The following is a 17,597-nucleotide window of genomic DNA, read 5'->3' as shown; positions in this document are numbered from 1 at the left end:
CCTCGGAGACGACCCCCTTTACAGCGGAGCCTCCGTCAACAAAATGGCCCGTCTCTCTCGCCCGCTGTGTCGGTGGGCGCCCCGAAACAACACGGATGGAGACAGTCTTGGCGGAGGTCGCAAGGGGTTTGAGGTTGGAGGTGGAGGCAGACGCGGCGGCCATCGCCGCCCGCGCGGAGGCCACGGAGCCGCCCGCCCGGACGACGCTGACCCCCTTCCACGAGCGCCTGCTGGCGGAAGAGTTGCTGGCGCGCAGTGGTGATACGCAACAACGGTTGGCGGGAGCCCTGTCCGAGGCGAAGGTCGACCTCAACCCGCATCAGGTCGAAGGCGCCATGTTCGCGCTCGACTCGCTTTCGCGCGGCGGCTGCATGCTGGGCGACGAGGTGGGCCTGGGGAAGACCATTGAGGCCGGGCTCGTCATCGCCCAGCTCATGGCCGAGGGGAAGACGCGCATCCTCATCCTCGCGCCGGCCACGCTGCGCGCGCAGTGGAACAGCGAGCTGCGAGAGAAGTTCGACCTGGACAGCGTGCTCGTGGACGGCCGCACCGTGCGCGCCACCGGCAACTGCTTCGACCAGCCCTTCCCCGTCATCTGCTCGCACCCGTTCGCGGCCAACAAGGCGCACCTGACGTCGGAAATCGCGTGGGACCTCGTCGTCATCGACGAAGCCCACCGCCTGCGCAACGCGCACCGCGCCAACAACAAGATGGGCCAGGCGCTCAAGGCGTCCCTGGGCGGCAAGCCCAAGCTGCTGCTCACCGCCACCCCGCTCCAGAACGACTTGATGGAGCTGTTCGGCCTGATGTCGCTGCTGGACGAGCAGATTCTGGGCCCCGAGCACGCCTTCCGCAGCCGCTACCGCGTGGACGAGGGCGGCGGCATGTCCGAGGCCGCCGCGGGCGAGCTGAAGGAGCGGCTCGCCCCCGTGGTGCAACGCACGCTGCGCCGGCAGGTGCGCGAGTACGTGCGCTACACCAACCGCCGCTCCATCGTGGAGGACTTCACTCCCTCGCCCGAGGAGCATGACCTCTACGAGAAGGTCAGCGAGTACCTCCAGCGCTCGGAGGCCGCGGCGATTGAGCCCGGCAAGAAGACGCTGCTGACGCTGTGCTACCGCAAGCTCCTGGCGTCCTCCACGTACGCCATCGCCCCGACGCTGCGGCGGCTGTCGGACAACCTGGAGAAGCGACTCGCGGCGGCGAAGCTGGGCCAGCAGGCGCTCGCGATGTTCGAGCCCGAGGAGGCCAAGCAGTTCGTCGAGGAGGGCGAGGAGTGGTCCGACGACCCGGCCAAGGCGCCCAACGTGCGCGCCCTGGAGCAGGAGGTCTGGGAGCTTCGGCAGTACGCGGACCTGGCGGACTCCATCAAGGTCAACGCCAAGGGCGAGGCCCTCAAGCGGGGCCTGGACCGCACCTTCACGGTGATGCGCGCGCACGGCTGGCCGGAGAAGGCGCTCATCTTCACCGAGTCCAAGCGCACGCAGCAGTACCTCTTCAACCTCCTGTCGGAGCACGGGTACCGGGGGAAGATTTCGCTGCTGTCCGGTGACGCCGGCACGCCGGAGGACCGGCGCGCGCTGGTGGACGACTTCCGCAACAAGACGCAGATCCTCATCTGCACCGAGGCCGGCGCCGAGGGCCTCAACCTCCAGTTCTGCAACCTGGTGGTGAACTACGATTTGCCCTGGAACCCGCAGCGCGTGGAGCAGCGAATCGGCCGCTGCCACCGGTATGGCCAGCAGCGCGACGTGCTGGTCATCAACTTCCTCAACCGGATGAACGCGGCGGACGCTCGACTGTTCGAGTTGCTGGAGAAGAAGCTCAACCTCTTCGACGGCGTCTTCGGCGCGTCGGACGAAATCCTGGGCGCGCTGGAGAGCGGCGTGGACTTCGAGCGCCGCGTGCTCGACATCTACCAGGGCTGCCGCAAGGTGGAGGACATCAACGCGGCCTTCGACAAGCTGCGCTCGGAGATGGAGGGGCGCATCAGCCAGCGCATGACGGAGATGCGCTCGGTGGTGCTGGAGCGCTTCGACGGCGATGTCCGCCGACGCCTGCGCGGCCAGGGTGAGCAGACAAAGGAAGCCCTCGCGAAGCGACAGCAGGAGGCGCGCGCCCTCACCAGCTCGGTGCTCGGCAGCCGCACCTCCGGACGGCTGGAGATCGCCAAGGCCGCCTATGCCGTCAAGGAGCGCAAGCAGGACGCCGTCAGCTACCTCCAGCTCGACGCCGCGGGCCTGCCCTCACGCCTGGCGCGACTGGCTGGCAGCGAGGGCTGGTGGTTCGCCTACAAGTTCGAGACGACGGGCTTGAAGCCCGAGGAGAAGCTCGTCCACCTGGTGCTGGTGAAGGACCGCGAGGGCAACTTCCGCGCCCTGCCCCTCCAGGACGGCGCGCACTTCGTGAAGCTGGCCGCGAAGGAAGAGAAGCGTCGGCAGCCCGCGCCCGTGTCCGTGCAGCTCATGCAGGAGCAGTCGCTGGTGACGGCGAAGGACGAAATCGTCCGCGCCGCCGAGCGCCGCAATGCCCTGGAGCTGGACAAGGCCAAGGAGCGCGCGGACCGCTACGTCGAGGACTGCCTGATGGAGTCCCGTGAGGGCGTCGAGGCGGCCCGGCAGCAGTGGATCGACGCGCGCAAGCAGGTGGCGTCCGTGGAAGACATCGCGGAGCGCGCGAAGGCGCGGGCGAACTCGGACCGGATGGAGCGCGAGTACCGCCGCAAGCTGTCCTCGCTGCGCAACGAGGAGGAGAAGCGCTACGCCGCCAAGGACCGGCAGCTCGCGGAGCTCGCCAACAAGGCCAAGGTGAACGAGAAGCGCTCGCTCATCGCCTCCGCCTACTTCTGGCTGTCCTGAGGCGGGAGCGGCCTGAGCCGCACCCACGTCGCACCCCAGCCTCCGTCGAACTCGGAGGCGGGGCGGAAGGACTCCACCTCCTCCAGCTTGGGCAGCAGCGCGTGCACCGTGCGCCGCAGCGCGCCCGTGCCCTTGCCGTGGATGACGCGCACATCGAGCAACCCCTTCTGGCGACACGCCCAGAGGTACTCGATGACGAGGGGCTTCACCTCACGAGGCTGGAAGAAGTGCAGGTCGAGGTTGCCGTCGATGGGCAACTCGAAGACCTCATCGTCAGCGGGCGGGGGTTCCGGCCCCTCCGGCGGGAGCGATGGCTCGCCTGCTGGGAGAGGGGGGAGACGTCGCGGGCTCATTCGTCCATTCCCCCGACTCGCGCTTCTTGCGCTCTGACTCCTGACGCCGCCGCTCTCGGGCCTGCCGGTACTGCTCCGACACCGAGTCCAGCTCCTGCTTCAGCGCGGAGAGGTGCTTGCCCACATCGTCCGCCGCCGCCGTGTCGCGCGCGTTCGCACGCTCCTCGCGCGCACCCGCGCCTCCGGCTGTCGTCATTTGAACCACCAGTGCGGCGACCAGGACGGACTTCATGCCCCCTCAAGTAAGCAAGTGTTGTGCACGGTGGCAAGTCTCGTTCATGACGCGACGCTCCGCTGGCTCCCCTCCGTCGTCCTGCTCGTGACGATACGTTCCGCCAGTTTGATGGCGGACAGAGGCGCGCTTCCCTCGGCTTTGTTGTTGATGGTGACGAAGACGGGGCGCTCGCGGCGCTGGGCGGCCAGGCACGCTCGCGCCAGCAAGTCCCGGGTGGGCACGTCCTCGTCCACCAACCGATTGAACGGCGCATAGCGAGCACGTGCCTCCTCGTAGCCGAGGTTCGGCGGCAGCATCCACCGCACCACGAGGGCGCGCGCCTCCAGCGCCCGGGTGCGCCTGGCCTGAATGCCCATGGAGGGCATGTGTGCCCACACCGCGAGGACGGGACAGGCGCCCACGTCCGCCAGCGCCTGCGCGAACCCCTCCGTCAGCAGCTCCTCGTTGCGCACCTCCACCGCGTACAGCGGGCCCTTGGGGAGCGCGGAGAGAAACGCGTGCAGTCGCTCCACGAAGCGCGCGGGGCCGCCCAGCACCTGTGGGTCCTGCGGAGGGAATTGGAAGACGAGCGGGCCGCCCTTGTCGCCCAGGCCCTCCACGAAGGGCCGCACCACGGCCTCCTCCGCGTAGGCGGCGTGAAGGAAGCGCTCGTTGAGCTGGCCTCGATGCGCGCCGTAGCGCTCGTGCATGGGAAAGCGCGCCAGCGTGCAGACCTCGTGTGCCTTCACCAGGAAGCGGAAGTCCGCGGGCACCTGCTCCGCGTACTCGGCGAAGGCCTCGGCGTTGATGGGGCCGTAGAACGTCCGGTCGATGCCCACGGTGCGCAGCACGGGGTGGCGCGAGTACGCGGACAGTCCCTCGCGCGCGAGCTGCGACGCGGCGGCCTCGTGGTCATAGACGAGGCCGGACCAGCCGGGGAACGTCCACGACGAGGTGCCCAGGTAGATGCCCGTGGGCAGTTCGCGGCCGAGGGACGCGAGGGACTCCTCCACGGGCGCGGGCGCTACCGGCTGGGTCCTGCTCCGGCTCCGGGTGGGCGCCTCCACGGGCGCGCCCGTGAAGAGGTCGAGCTGGGAGGGTCCACGCTGCTGGGCCATCGGGCATCTCCTGCGTCCTGCGGACACCGAAGCACGGTGCCGCGCGTCCGGCAGGGATAACGCCGGGCGCCACATGATTCAGGAGGTTGCCTCAGAACCCGGGGCCTACCCAAGAGGGATGTCCGAACTACAGGCAGCCAAGCTCCATGCCCCGGAGCACCGCTCGAGTCCTGTCCCGGACACCGAGCTTCGACAGGATGCTGGAGGTCTGGTTCTTCACCGTGCCCTCCGCCGTCCCGAGCGCCTGGGCAATCTCCCGGTTGCTCAGTCCCCGGGCGATGAGCCGCAGCACCTCGACTTCCCGCCGCGTGAGCCCTTCGGGAAGCTCCGCGTGCGCGAAGTCCCGGGACAGCTCCAGGAGCCCCCGGGTCACGCGCTCGGCGACACCGGGGGGCAGCAGCGTCTCGCCCGCGTGGACGCGACGGATGGCGTCGGAGAGTTCCTCCAGCGACACGTCCTTGAGGAGGAAGCCCTGCACGCCCGCGCGCAACGCCTCGACGATGGCGGCGTCCTCGTCGAAGGTGGTGAGCAGCACCACGCGCCGATGCACGGGCCCGCGCCGCAGCTCCCGCAGTGCTTCCAGGCCCGTCATGCGCGGCATGCGCACGTCCATGAGGACGACATCGGGATTCAGCTCCGCCACCTTGCGCAGCGCCTCCTCGCCATCCACCGCCTCGCCCACCACGCGCAGGTCGGGCGTGAGGTCCAGCAGGCCGCGAAGCCCCTGTCGCACCAGCGCATGGTCATCCACCAGGACGAGTCGAATCACGCGTCGGCCCTCCGCTCGGCCGGAAGCCACGCATCCAACTCCCAGCCCTTCCCTTCTTCCGCGCGCCAGTCCACGCGGCCTCCCAGGCGGGTGAAGCGCTCGCACATGCCGGTGAGGCCCGCGCCAGGCATCGGCGACCGCGCGCCCCGGCCGTCATCTCGGGTCATGACCCGCACGCCGCCTTCCTTGGTCGGGACGATGCGAATCCAGAGCTGCGTCGCGTGGGCGTGGCGCAGCGTGTTCGTGAGGACCTCCTGGACGCAGCGGATGAGCGAGTGCGTCGCCTCGGCCGAATCGAGGGCCAGCGTCTCGGGGACCTCGAGGTGGACCGCGAGCCCGGGCATGTCGTGCGCGAGCTGACGCAGCGTCGCAAGCAACGGCGCGGGGGTGTCACGCAACGCCGACACCGTCTCGCGCACCTCGGACAGCAGCATGCGGGCGGCCTCGCGTGCGCGACGCAGGTGCTCGGCGGAGGGCGTGTCCTTCGCGGTGTGCGCGGCGGCTTCCAGGTTGAGGGACAGGGCGGTGAGGTGATGGCCCAGGGAGTCGTGCAGCTCACGGGCGATGCGCAGCCGCTCCCCTTCCCGCTCGCTGGCGGCGAGCAGCACCTGGGTGGACTGGAGCTCCGCGTGGAGGCGGGCCAGCTCGCCTCGCGCTTCGGCCTCGCGAACCATGACGACGGCCGAGCCCAGCGTGAAGCCCTGGAAGCCGATGAAGATGAGCGCCTGAAGCAGCGCGCGCGACAGCGGGTAGATGGAGACGAAGACGAGCAGCAGGGCCACCGACTGCGCGAGGACCCAGAGCATCGCGCGTCGTTGCGACAGCAACTCGGGCGCCTGGGCCGCGACGATGGCGAGCAGCGCACCGTCCACACCCGTGCGACTGGTGGCCACGATGACGAGCGCGCTGACGGCCTGCACTCCCATCAGCGGAATCCCGCGCCGGTCCTCGACCTCGGCCCGCGCATTCCACCAATAGGCCAGGCCGAACGCGAGAAAGGCCACCAACCACGCCAGCTCGCGCGGAGTGGAGAGCAGCGAGGGCTCGCGCAGCACGTCCTCCACATGAGGGGAGCCGACGACGGCCCACGTGAGCAACCCCGCCACGCGCAGCAGTCTTCGGATGGATGCGGGCTTTCGTGCGGCGTGCTTCAAGGACATGGGCGCAGAGCATAGGACCCGCCTCGGCGGCGGGACATATGCCGGAAGTCATGGTGCCCCCGTGTGACTTCCAGCCGATGTGGGCCGTGGAGCGCTTGCGTACCTTGGCCTCCGTCTCGCAGCACGTCGGAGGCCTGCATGTCTTTCTATTATCTCGCTCGCGCGATTCACATCATGGCGGGTGTCGTCGGCTTCACCTCGCTGTGGCTGCCCCTGGTGGCGCGAAAGGGAAGCTCGCTCCACCGGCGCGTGGGCTGGGTCTACGTGGTTGCGATGGGCGTCGTGGCCATCACCGGATTGATCATCTCCAGTTGGAGATTCCTGCAGGGGCCGGAGCATCAGGCCCATGCGTTGTTCTTCATGTTCCTGAGCGTGATGAGCGGAAGCTCCGCATCCATGGGCGTACGCGTGCTGCGCACGAAGTCTCGCACGACGGCGCATCGTCACCCCTTCGACCTGGGCCTCTCCGCGCTGACGCTGGGCCTGGGCCTGTTCACCGGAGCGTGGGGCCTCGTGAATGACGTTCCACTCCTGTGGGGCTTCGCGCCCGTGGGAATCCTCCAGGGCGCGGCATCGCTGCGGTACTGGCTCCGCCCGCCCCAGGAGCGGATGCACTGGTGGTTCCAGCACATGGGCGCCATGGTGGGCTCGGGCATCGCCACGTTGACGGCCGTGCTGGTCGTCAATGCGAGGCACCTGGGTATCGAGGGCATGCAGCTCGCCGTGTTCCTCGGCCCCACGCTGGTGGGCGTTCCGGGACTCAAGCTGTGGGAGCGCTACTACCAGGGGAAGTTCGCGGCCAAGGCCAGGAGCCCGCGTCCCGAACGCGCCCCGGCGTCGGCCGATGGAGCGCACTCGCGCGTGGCATCCTGACAGTGGCCCCTGAGACCGCTCGTTCGAGACTTGCGCCGCGACAACGGTGAGGCCGCCTCGGCCACCAGGACCGAGGCGGGCCCCAGGGGCGACTACTGTCCCGCGGTGACGGTGACGCCTGTGCCCACGTTCCGCGCCGTGGTGACGCCCGTCACCAGGTTCCCCGTGGACGTGATGGTCAGCGCGGTGCCTCCGCCCTTCTCGTAGTTCAGTCCGGTGCTGCGCGTGCTGCCGATGCCCCGGATGGCGTTGCCCGTCACGGAGACGAAGCCCGTGCCGTAGTTGACCTGGCTGATGGAAAGGTAGTGGTAGCGCGAGGCGGTGTTGGGCTCGCCTCCGAAGTTGAAGATCTTGTTGTCGGAGATGACCGACGCCGCGTCACCCTGCACGGTGGCGCCGATGCCCGCCCAGGTGCCAGCCGTGGTGCCCTCTCCGAAGCCCTCGATGTAGTTGTCGGAGATGGTGGTGCCGAACAGCCGCTGCGCGACGATGGCCGTCTGGCCCACGCCGTAGAGGTGATTGCCGCGCACCTTCCAGCCCGCCGAGTTCTCCAGGCGGATGGCGCTGACACCCGAGTCGGCGATCCAGTTGTCGATGAGGTCCCAGTCCGTCACGGAGTTGCCCGAGTCCTGGACGTGCACGCCGTGGACACCCGAGTCGCTGATGAAGTTGTGGACGATGCGCCCGTTCACTTGCGTGTTGACGATGGGCGTCCCCGCGCTGTTGGTGTTCGTGAGGCGGATGCCCGAGCCGCGCATGTTGTTGATGCGGGTGTTCTCCACGGTGGAGTTCCACGACATCAGCACGATGCCGTCCGTGGCACGGCCGGTGTTGTTGGTCGGGTTCCCCTCCAGCGTGAGGTTCTTCACGCTGACCGGGTCGCCCGTGAAGGTCGCCACATCCAGCCATGTGTCGCTGGCCAGCAGCGCCGCGAGGTTGGCGCCGTTCGCCTGACGGATGACGGTGCCCGAGGGCTCGCCTCCCCGATACGCGCGCTGGCCGCGCAGACGCACCGTCGAGTTGATGAGGCAGGGTCCGGAGATGACCAACTCGTCCCCCACCGCGCTGGCGGCGACGGCGGCGTTCAGCGTCTCGTCATCGGTGACGGTGTTGTTGCAGGCGACAGGCACTTGCGCCGCGAGTGCGGGGAGCGGGAGCAGCAGGAGCGCCGCGAGCGAGGGCAACAGCCGCGACGACAGGGAACCACGAGCCAGGGGTGTGGACAGGGTGGGTTTGTGCATGCTCGCCGGATAAACCCAGCCACGCGGCGGCGCACGCTCCAGTCGAGGGATGCGCGCGAGAATCGACACGCATCACCGTCGCGAGACACAGCGCCCGCACAAACTTCCACTTCACCGGCACGGTTTGGACGCGACTTTCACGGGCCTGAAAAGCAGCAGGACCGCTGGAGCCGCGGACCCGCTACACCTTGATGCGGATGGCGGCGGGCAGGAGCGTGAAGGTCGCGGGCAGTCGACCCGGCGTTTCTCCATCGACGTCCAGGTAGACTTCCTGGCCATCCACGGACTCCGCGTGAACCGTCTGGCAGCGCAGGCGACGCGTGCCTTTCCAGGTGACGTGCGAGCCGTTGTAGACGCCCTTGGACTTGAGGAGGAAGTCGCTCAGGCCGTAACCGGACCAGATGGTGATGTCGAACAGCCCATCGTGCGTAACGGCTTCGGGGGCGACGAACATGCCGCTGCCGAAGTAGCGGCCGTTGGCCACCGCCACGGCGGTGACGTCGAGCGTCTCCGGGGGCCCACCATCGGTCGAAAGCTGGACCTTGCGCTCGGTGTACTTCACGAGGCCCTTCAGCGTGCCCCAGACGAAGCTGAAGTTGCCGCCGAGCGCCTTGCTGCCGCTATTCACCTCGCGAGCCACCACCGCGCTCACGCCGAGCGAGGCGATGTTGGCGAAGTAGCGCGTCGCGGGGTTGCCGTCGTTGTCGATGAAGTCGAGGCGGCCCACGTCGAAGGGCTCGGTCGTGTCCGAGCGGAGCCGCTCCAGGGAGGACTCCAGGTCCAGCCCCCAGCCGAAGGTGCGGCGGAAGTCGCCACCGGTGCCTCGCGGGATGAGGCCGAGGGCGGCGTTGGGGTTGATGGCCTTGCCGTCGCGAAAGAAGCCGTTGGTGACCTCGTTCAGCGTGCCGTCGCCGCCGACCGCGACGATGCACTCGTAGCCCTGGTCAATCGCCTCGCGGGCGATGCGCGCGGCATCCATCCCGCCCTGGGTGAAACCGTGCCCGAACTCGCCAAGCACCTTTCCCACCTGCGCGGCAATCTCCACCCAGCGCTTCCCGGTCTGGCCATTGGCGCTGCGCGGATTGACCACGAGGAACGTCTTCATCGGCACCTACCCCTCCCTGTAACGCCCCTGTTTACGCGGTTGTGGCTCGGTACTCCACTCCGCGACGCACCTCCCGGGTCGTCCAGGTCTCTCGCCACCCCGCGCACCGCTGACGCACCGCACAGTGGGGCCCCCTTCCGGGTGGCGGGCCCATGGAAGGCGCCACCCGGGGACCGTAGGCCGGTCTACACGTGCAGCGTGCCGTCGAGGACCGTCACCGCCACTCCGCCGATGCGCGCCCGCTCGGGCTGCCCGGCACGGCCGGTGACCTCCACCTCGATGCGCCCAGGCTTGCCAATGGCATCCCCCTGCTCGATGCGAGCGCGCACCATGCCCCCCTCCGCCGGCAGCGGCAGCACGCCGTGCATCGCCAGGTACATGCCGAGCGGCCCGGCCGCCGAGCCCGTCACGGGGTCTTCCGCCACGCCCATGCCGGGCACGAAGTATCGCGAGTGTGCCACGCTGCCTGCCTCCAGCGTCTCGCGCGTGAAGAAGTACACGCCGCTCACGCCATGGGGCCGCAGCAGTGTGTCCAACGCGCCCGAGCGAGGCGCCAGCTCCCACACGTCCTCTCTTCGTCGGAACGGCACCATCACCCGGTGCGCATTGCGCCGCACGGGCAACGAGCCATCCACCATGTCCACCGTCCCGCCCACGAGCTCGAGCACCTGCTCCAGCGGAACCGGCGTCTCCAGCCACGGATGCCGAGGGGTGACAATCCACGCCCGACTCCCTCGCGTGCCCGTTGCCTCCAGCTCCACGTCGAGGACGCCCGCCGCGCACTCCAACTTGAGCGCTCCCGAGCGAGGCACGAGCCCCCGCTCCGCCATCAGGTGGAACGACGCCACCGTGGCGTGGCCGCAGAAATCAATCTCAACCGTGGGAGTGAAGTAGCGCAGCCGCACGCCCTGCGCCGTGGGGCCGGAGACGACGAACGCCGTCTCCGATGCTCCCACCGCGGTCGCGATGCGCTGCATGGCCTCCACACTCAGTCCCGCGGCGTCCAGCACCACTCCCGCGCGATTGCCAGCCCCAGCGGTCTGCGTGAAGGCATCGACGATGGTCACCTGCATGGCGTGCGTCTCCCATCCACGGAACCGGGCCAGGGCCCGAACCGTCTTTCGAGTGTACCGATACAATCCAGCTCAAGAATCGACACAATCGATGCATTGCGCGGAGGCGCCCGTCAACTGTATGCATTGTCACCATGACAATCTGGACGCCCAACCTCCGGGGCCGAGAGGGGCCGCTGTATCGAATCCTCGCGGATGCGCTCGGAGCGGACATCGAGGAAGGGCGCCTCGCCGCCGGAACCCGCCTGCCCACGCACCGTGAGCTGGCGGAGAAGGTGGGTGTCACGGTGGGCACGGTGACGCGTGCCTACGCGGAGGCCGAGCGTCGGGGCCTCATCGGCGGCGAAGTCGGTCGAGGCACCTTCGTGCGCCACCGGGATGCCCCTCGACAGCTCCCGCCCCCCGCCCAGGACTCGGGCGACGACTCGCTCGTGGACCTGGGCCTCAACTGGCCAGCCACGCCCCCCGGAGACCCGGCCGGCTCCGCGCTGAAGAAGTCGCTGGACGCCGTGCAACGCTCGCCTCGCCTCGCGGAGCTGCTCGACTACCAACCCCCCGCGGGAAACCCGGCGCACCGCGAGGCCGGCGCCGAGTGGATGTCCCGCTTCGGCCTGGAAGTCGAACCCTCGCGAGTCATGGTGTGCTCCGGCGGGCAGCACGCGATGGAAGTGGCCCTCAGCACCCTCACGCGCCCCGGTGACACGGTGCTCTGCGAGGCCCTCACCTACCCCGGCCTCAAGGTGCTCGCGAACCGGCTCCACCTGCGACTGCACGGCGTGGCCATGGATGAACACGGCCTGCTCCCCGACGCGCTGGAGACCGCATGCCGCACCGGAGCGAAGGTCCTCTTCTGTCTGCCCAATCTCCAGAACCCCACCGGCGCCGTCATGCCCGAGGAGCGCCGTCGCCGCATCGCCACGGTGGCCCGACGACACGGTCTCACGGTGGTGGAAGACGACGCCTACGGCCTGCTGCTCGACAAGCGTCCCCCACCGCTCTGCACGCTCCTACCGGAGTCCGGCTGGTTCATCGCCGGCGTCTCCAAGCTGCTCGCCCCGGGGCTGCGCATCGGCTACCTCGCGGCGCCAGCGGGACCGAGCACCGAGCGACTGGCGGAGGAAGCAGCCCTCGCCGCGCGGATGACTCCCGCGCTCACGGCCGACATCACCGCGCGATGGGTGCGTGATGGCACCGCCGACGAGCTGGTGGTGCGCCGACGCCGAGAAGCACACGAGCGACTGGAGCTGGCGAAGGACGTGCTCGGGGACCTGATGCCACGTCCAGGCAAGGCCACCACGTACCACCTGTGGCTGAAGCTTCCCTCGACCTGGCGCGCGGAGGCGTTCACCTCCCAGGCCCGGCGGCGCGGCGTGCTCGTCATGCCCGCCGAGCTGTTCACCGTGGGCCCGGCCACCGCTCCAGCGGCGGTGCGCGTGTGCCTGGGAACCCCGCGCACCCGCGCCTCGCTGGAGAAGGGCCTGCATCGACTGCGAGAGACACTGGAGGGGGGGCCGGAGCCCCTCGCCTCCATCGTCTGACTACTTCTGCGGAGGCGGCACCGGACGGACATGCAGCTCGCGCAGCTGCTTGTCGTCCACATCGCCGGGGGCGCCCGTCATCAGGTCCGTGCCCGTCTTCGTCTTGGGGAACGGAATCACGTCGCGCAGGGACTCGGCGCCCGTCAGCAGGAAGGCGAGCCGGTCCATGCCCAGGGCGATGCCACCGTGCGGAGGCGCGCCGAACTTGAGCGCGTCCAGCAGGAAGCCGAACTTCGTCTGCGCCTCCTCCTCGCCGATGCCCAGCGCCTTGAAGACCTCCGCCTGGACCTTCGGGTCATGCAGACGGATGGAGCCGCCACCAATCTCGAAGCCGTTGAGCACCACGTCGTAGCGGTGGCACTTCACCCGGCCCGGGTCGCTGAGCAGGAACGGCACGTCCTCGTCATGCGGACGCGTGAAGGCGTGGTGCGCCGCCACCCAGGTGTTGGAGTCCTCGTCGTGCTCGAACAGCGGCGGGTTCACCACCCACAGGAACTTCCACTGGCCGCCGCTGCCGTACTCCGGAATCAGCCCGAGCTTCTTGGCGACGTGCACGCGCAGGTTCGCCATCACCGTGTGGACCAGCGACTCCTTGCCGAACTGGAACAGGATGAGGTCGCCCGTCTTCGCGCCCACGGCCTGGTTGATGGCCGCGCGCAGCGCCGGGGTAATCGTCTTGGACAGCGGGGACTGCGTCCACTCGCCGCCCTCGGCCACCTTCGCGCGCGCCAGGCCCTTCGCACCGGCCTGCTTGGCGAACTCCTCCAGCTTGTCGCTCTCCGCGCGGCTCATCGCCTTCTCCGCGGGGACGACCATCGCCTTGACGATGCCCTTGTTCTGCACCGCCTCGAACATCATCGGCACGCCGCCCGCGTCACCGTGCTCGCGAATCAGGTCCGTGAGCACCGTGTGCTCCAACCCGAAGCGCAGGTCCGGCTTGTCGTTGCCGTACTTCGCCATGGACTCGTAGAAGTCCATCCGCGCGAAGGGCGTGGGCACGTCGATGCCGAGCACCTCGCCCCACAGCTTCTTGATGAGCCCCTCGATGATGGTGAAGATGTCGTCCTGGCTGACGAAGCTCATCTCCACGTCGATCTGCGTGAACTCAGGCTGCCGGTCCACGCGCAGGTCCTCGTCACGGAAGCACTTCACGATCTGGAAGTACCGGTCGAAGCCCGCGACCATGAAGAGCTGCTTGTAGAGCTGAGGGCTCTCCGCCAGCGCGTAGAACTTGCCCGCGTTCATCCGGCTGGGGACCAGGAAGTTGCGCGCGCCACCGGGCGTGTACTTGCCCATGAACGGCGTCTCCAGATCCAGGAAGCCGTGGTCCACCATGTACGCGCGCGTCAGCGAGTGCATCTTCGAGCGCGTCATCAGCGACTTCTGGAGCGGCGCCCGGCGCAGGTCCAGATAGCGATGCGCCAGCCGCTTCTCCTCCGAGGTGTCAATCGAGTCCTCGATGGGGAACGGGGTTGGCTCGGAGCGATTGAAGATGGTGAGATCGGTCGCCTTGATTTCGATCTCCCCGGTCTTCATCTTCGGGTTCACGTTCTTGCCACGCGACACGACCTTGCCGCGCACGCCGATGCAGAACTCCAACCGAAGGCTGCCCGCCAGCCCATGCGCTTCGGCGTGGTCCGGCTCGAACACCACCTGCGTCAACCCGTCCCTGTCCCGCAAGTCGATGAAGACCGCGCCGCCGTGGTCTCGACGATTGTGCACCCAGCCGAAGAGGACGACCTCCTCGCCAACATTGGTCGCGGTGAGCTGACCGCACGTGTGGGTACGCTTGACCTCGGAGATGAACGGGACCGCCATGGAGACCGCCTGCGTGGTTCGTAGAAGGAAAAGGCGCGGCACCATAAGGACCGTGGAAACGGTGCGTCAAGGAGTCCGCGCCGTGCTGACTGCTCTCAAACGGTCGACTCCTGGAGGGCTTCCTGACGTCCGCCCCACCCGAGTGCAACTTCCCGCCGCCTTCCGTGTTGGCCTTCTCATGAAGGGGGAGCCCAGCACGCGCAAGCCCAGGCCCTCGGGCCCTCTTCGCCACGCCTGCGTCCTGCTCGGACTGCTCGCCCCCCTGCTCACCGCCCGCGCGGAGTCCGGTGACACCACCGTCAGCGTGGAGACCACCGTCGGCAGGGACTTCCGCGCCTGGAGCCTCCTGGGCGACGTGGAGCTGCGCGACGGGGCCACGTTCCTCACGCTCGGCTACACGGGCGCCCGCCCGGAAGCGGGCACCGCCCTCACCCACCAGCTCAGCCTGGGCGCCGACCAGGTGCTGGGCGAGCACTGGCTCCTGTCCGCCATCGTCAGCACGGGCCTGCCCAAGTCCACCCGCGTCGAGCTCATCCCCGAGCGACCCGCGCGCCGCCTTCCCGCCGTCGACGCCAGCACCGGCTACGCCAGCCAGGGCGCGCTCCTGTCGGTGGCCTACGACTCGGCGGGCCTCTCCGACGTGGAGTCGGGCGCCGACGCGAGCCTCGCCCTCACCCGCCACCCGCTGAGCCGGGCGCTGCTCGTCACCCACGTCCAGGGCAACACCACGCGCTACACCCGCGAGGACACCCTGTGGGCCGCGCGGCCGGGGCTGGGCCTCCGGCTTCTCCTGGGAACGCGCTGGGAGCTGGGCGCGCGCGGCAGCCTCTCCCTCTACAGCGAGGACCCGCTCTCCGCCGGCCAGTTCACCGAGGAGGAACAGGCGGCGATGGCGCGCCGCGTGGAGAACGCCGTCGAGACGCGCCGGGCCCTGCGCCGCTACCAGGCCCGCGTCAACAGGGACCTGGGCACCGTCCTGGCCCGACGCATGGCGGACGTCAACGCCACCGCGGGCATCCCCACCGCGCCCGCGCGCTTCGACGTCAGGCCCTCCGTCACCTGGAAGCCCGGACGGGACGTGCGGGGGCAGCTCTCCTACGCCTTCACCCGCTACGTCTCGGGCGAGGGGTGGTCCCACCTGCTGGCCACCCGGTGGACGGTGCGACTGGGGACGCCACTGAGGGTGTGGGCCAGCGTGGCGCTCCAGCAGGACCACCTGGAGGCGGCGGCGGACCCGGCCCCCCCCTCCCCGGTCCATTCCGGCCTGGTGACGCTCGGGGGGGAATACACGTTCTGAGCGGACCGGAGTAAAACGGCCCCCATGCTCCGAACAGTCATCGCCACCACCGCCGTGCTGGGCCTGGCCGCCGGCTGTGCGCCCGACACGAGCGCCCCGGTCAAGATTCGCGCCCTGGTGCTCTCCAGCAATGGGCAGTACGTCCCCGAGGAGGTCGAACTCAAGACGGTCGCCGACGTCGTCGGTCTCAGCGGCAGCGTCGCCGACCTGCACGGCGGCGCGCGCATCGTCTACGACTCCAACGACCAGGACCTCGCCACCGCCACCACGCCCGAGGCCTTCGCCAACGCCCTGCTCAAGGGCGAAGGCCGAGACGTCACCGCCAGCTACATCTCCCAGGATGACGTCCTCTGGCCGGCGGACTTCCACACCTGGAACATGGTGACGACGTATTACAACCTCGAGCGCGCCTTCGATTACTTCCACGACGTCACCAACATCCCGACGGCCGACTTCAAGAAGCCCGTCAAGACGTACTACTTCCCCGACTTCACCATCACCGACGTCAGCCGCGACTCGCTGAAGGACAACGCCCTGTATTTCTCGGCGATGGAGTCCTTCCTCGTGCTGCCCTTCGATGAGCTCCAGCGCGCGCCCCTGGCCATCAACGCGGGCGTCATCACCCACGAGTACTCGCACCGCATCTTCAACCTGAAGGTGTACGCCGGGCAGGCCTTCCCCGCGGCCCTCACCGCGTGGGCCAGCACCGGCGGTCCCAGCCCTGGCGCCAACATCCTCAAGGCGTTCGACGAGGGGCTCGCGGACCTGCACGCGTACGGCGCCACCTGCCGCTCCAAGAACGGCTGCGACACCCGCTTCCTCTCCTCGTCCTTCGAGGGCCCCGAGTACGGCTCCATCCCAGCCGACCGGGACCTGGCGAAGACGGACCGCTGCATGGACGCGTCCCTGCGCGACAGCATCCGGAACAACAGCCTGAGCGAGTTCAGCGGCAAGGAGTACCGGGTGGGCACGCTGCTCGCCAGCGCGCTGTACCAGGCCGGCGAGGCCACCGGGCAGCGCGACATCCTGCTGCGCTCCATCGTCACCGGCTACAGCGACACCTCGACGGCGACGCCCGGCCTGCTCCAGCTCACCCAGCAGTACACCTCCGACCAGACGAACTTCACGCTGGCCGTGGCGTCGAGCGCCATCATCAGCCACATCACGGACCTGCGGCTGAAGGAAGCCGTCTGCAACGAGCTGATGGACCACCTGCAGATTCCCCGCGATCTGCTCGTGGGCACCACGAATCCCAACCTCTGCCCGGCCAGCGCCGCTGGCGGTACCACCTGCCCCCGACTGAGCGCCGACTGATGAGGACCGCCACCGTGAAGAACTGGCTCACCCGCTGCCTCGTCGGCGGCCTGCTCGTAGCGCCCCCCGCCTTCGCGCAGGATGACGACGACCCGTACGCCTATCCCGAGGACGAGCCGGGCCCCAGCCAGGAGCAGATTGAAGAGGAGGAGGCCGCCGAGCGCCGCCGTCGCAACGTGGACCAGGCAGACGAGTTCCGGAACGCGTCAGAGCAGGAGGGCGAGGAAGGCGACTTCAAGGAGCTCGCCGGCCTGGACGACCCCAACCTGGGCGTGGGCGTGGAGCTCCTCGCCGGCGCGCTCCTCCTGGAGAGCCCCCGGGGCCGCTTCGCCGACACCGTGCTGGGCCTGGGCGTGCGCACCACGTGGGAGTTCGGCCGCACGTTCGACCTCGAGCCCTTTCGCGAGAACCTCTGGGCGGACCTGCGCTGGACGTACGGCAACAGCAGCGACGGCACCGACTTCATTCGCGGCAGCACCAGCCAGCACTACTTCACCATCGCCCCGGCCTACGAGTTCAAGTTCGGCAAGTCCGACTTCGGCTTCTTCGGCCAGGTGGGTGGCGGCGTCGCCTACCAGACGACCTCCATCACCGTGGACGCCAACGAGACGAAGGTGAATGGCCTCAAGCCCCTCCTCCAGTACGGCGTGGGCCTCCGGGGCCGTCCCCGACTGTCCAGCAGCAGCAACTTCCGGCTGTCCTTCCGCCTGGAGGCCATGGGCTACCGCCGGGGCTACATGAATGACTTCTTCCTGGGTGGCAGCGTCGGCGCCACCTTCTGAAGAACACTTCCCGACCGCTCCTTCCCCGCAAGGAGCGTGAACGGGTGGAAGTTTTTCCGCCTCCGGCCCTTCGTGCGGCCCCCC

Annotated in this window: 15 protein-coding genes; 6 read left to right on the top strand and 9 right to left on the bottom strand. The window is 68.9% G+C overall.

Translation table 11 applies throughout. The features are described from left to right. Positions 1 to 95 precede the first annotated feature (95 nt). A complete protein-coding gene (locus FJV41_RS15485) occupies positions 96 to 2,858 on the top strand; it encodes an SNF2-related protein (RefSeq protein ID WP_141643251.1) in 2,763 nt (920 codons plus the stop codon). On the opposite strand, the gene FJV41_RS15480 is transcribed toward FJV41_RS15485, so the two are convergent. The 5 genes from FJV41_RS15480 to FJV41_RS15460 form a co-directional block, all read right to left on the bottom strand. Further along, positions 2,840 to 3,211 carry a Smr/MutS family protein gene (locus tag FJV41_RS15480; RefSeq protein WP_141643250.1) on the bottom strand — a complete coding sequence of 124 codons (372 nt, stop codon included), beginning with the start codon at positions 3,209 to 3,211 and terminating at the stop codon, positions 2,840 to 2,842. The genes FJV41_RS15485 and FJV41_RS15480 overlap by 19 nt on opposite strands. Next, positions 3,132 to 3,443, bottom strand: a complete 312-nt coding sequence (locus FJV41_RS15475) for a hypothetical protein (RefSeq protein WP_141643249.1) — start codon at positions 3,441 to 3,443, stop codon at positions 3,132 to 3,134. Before FJV41_RS15475 ends, FJV41_RS15480 begins: the two co-directional genes overlap by 80 nt. Before the next feature lie 44 nt (positions 3,444 to 3,487). Continuing rightward, on the bottom strand, positions 3,488 to 4,543 hold the full coding sequence (locus FJV41_RS15470) for a DUF72 domain-containing protein (protein WP_141643248.1): 1,056 nt from the start codon (positions 4,541 to 4,543) through the stop codon (positions 3,488 to 3,490). A gap of 127 nt (positions 4,544 to 4,670) precedes the next feature. Then, positions 4,671 to 5,312 (bottom strand): response regulator, encoded by a 642-nt coding sequence (locus tag FJV41_RS15465; protein ID WP_141643247.1) that lies wholly within the window; start codon positions 5,310 to 5,312, stop codon positions 4,671 to 4,673. Further along, positions 5,309 to 6,472, bottom strand: a complete 1,164-nt coding sequence (locus FJV41_RS15460) for a sensor histidine kinase (protein WP_141643246.1) — start codon at positions 6,470 to 6,472, stop codon at positions 5,309 to 5,311. Before FJV41_RS15460 ends, FJV41_RS15465 begins: the two co-directional genes overlap by 4 nt. Positions 6,473 to 6,610: 138 nt before the next feature. Between FJV41_RS15460 and FJV41_RS15455 the strand changes: the two genes are divergently transcribed. Then, positions 6,611 to 7,345, top strand: a complete 735-nt coding sequence (locus tag FJV41_RS15455; protein WP_141643245.1) for a DUF2306 domain-containing protein — start codon at positions 6,611 to 6,613, stop codon at positions 7,343 to 7,345. Positions 7,346 to 7,437: 92 nt separating this feature from the next. Here the strand turns inward: FJV41_RS15455 and FJV41_RS15450 are convergent, their stop codons facing one another. The 3 genes from FJV41_RS15450 to FJV41_RS15440 all read right to left on the bottom strand — a co-directional run bounded on the left by FJV41_RS15450 (position 7,438) and on the right by FJV41_RS15440 (position 10,764). Then, positions 7,438 to 8,586, bottom strand: a complete 1,149-nt coding sequence (locus FJV41_RS15450) for a right-handed parallel beta-helix repeat-containing protein (RefSeq protein ID WP_246137219.1) — start codon at positions 8,584 to 8,586, stop codon at positions 7,438 to 7,440. Between the two features lie 181 nt (positions 8,587 to 8,767). Then, positions 8,768 to 9,691 carry a diacylglycerol/lipid kinase family protein gene (locus FJV41_RS15445; RefSeq protein ID WP_141643244.1) on the bottom strand — a complete coding sequence of 308 codons (924 nt, stop codon included), beginning with the start codon at positions 9,689 to 9,691 and terminating at the stop codon, positions 8,768 to 8,770. Between the two features lie 185 nt (positions 9,692 to 9,876). Continuing rightward, entirely contained in the window at positions 9,877 to 10,764 is an 888-nt protein-coding gene (locus FJV41_RS15440) for a PhzF family phenazine biosynthesis protein (protein ID WP_141643243.1), read from the bottom strand. A gap of 134 nt (positions 10,765 to 10,898) precedes the next feature. On the opposite strand from FJV41_RS15440, the gene FJV41_RS15435 reads away from it, so the two are divergent. After that, positions 10,899 to 12,302 (top strand): aminotransferase-like domain-containing protein, encoded by a 1,404-nt coding sequence (locus FJV41_RS15435; RefSeq protein WP_141643242.1) that lies wholly within the window; start codon positions 10,899 to 10,901, stop codon positions 12,300 to 12,302. Here FJV41_RS15435 and aspS read toward each other — a convergent pair whose 3' ends face one another. After that, the gene (gene aspS, locus FJV41_RS15430) at positions 12,303 to 14,120 is read right to left on the bottom strand and encodes an aspartate--tRNA ligase (RefSeq protein ID WP_141643241.1); all 1,818 of its coding nucleotides are present in this window, start codon (positions 14,118 to 14,120) and stop codon (positions 12,303 to 12,305) included. Between the two features lie 178 nt (positions 14,121 to 14,298). Between aspS and FJV41_RS15425 the strand changes: the two genes are divergently transcribed. Genes FJV41_RS15425 through FJV41_RS15415 form a run of 3 tightly spaced genes read left to right on the top strand, consistent with a single transcriptional unit; the run spans position 14,299 to position 17,513 of the window. After that, positions 14,299 to 15,417: a hypothetical protein gene (locus tag FJV41_RS15425; protein WP_141643240.1), complete on the top strand. Its 1,119-nt coding sequence runs from the start codon at positions 14,299 to 14,301 to the stop codon at positions 15,415 to 15,417. 24 nt (positions 15,418 to 15,441) lie between these two features. Further along, entirely contained in the window at positions 15,442 to 16,731 is a 1,290-nt protein-coding gene (locus FJV41_RS15420; protein WP_141643239.1) for a hypothetical protein, read from the top strand. After that, entirely contained in the window at positions 16,731 to 17,513 is a 783-nt protein-coding gene (locus tag FJV41_RS15415) for a hypothetical protein (protein ID WP_141643238.1), read from the top strand. The genes FJV41_RS15420 and FJV41_RS15415 overlap by 1 nt, the downstream gene beginning before the upstream one ends. The last annotated feature ends 84 nt before the right edge of the window (positions 17,514 to 17,597 follow it).

The sequence above is a fragment of the Myxococcus llanfairpwllgwyngyllgogerychwyrndrobwllllantysiliogogogochensis genome (assembly GCF_006636215.1).
Lineage (GTDB): Bacteria > Myxococcota > Myxococcia > Myxococcales > Myxococcaceae > Myxococcus > Myxococcus llanfairpwllgwyngyllgogerychwyrndrobwllllantysiliogogogochensis.
This window is presented reverse-complemented; position numbering and strand designations above follow the sequence as displayed.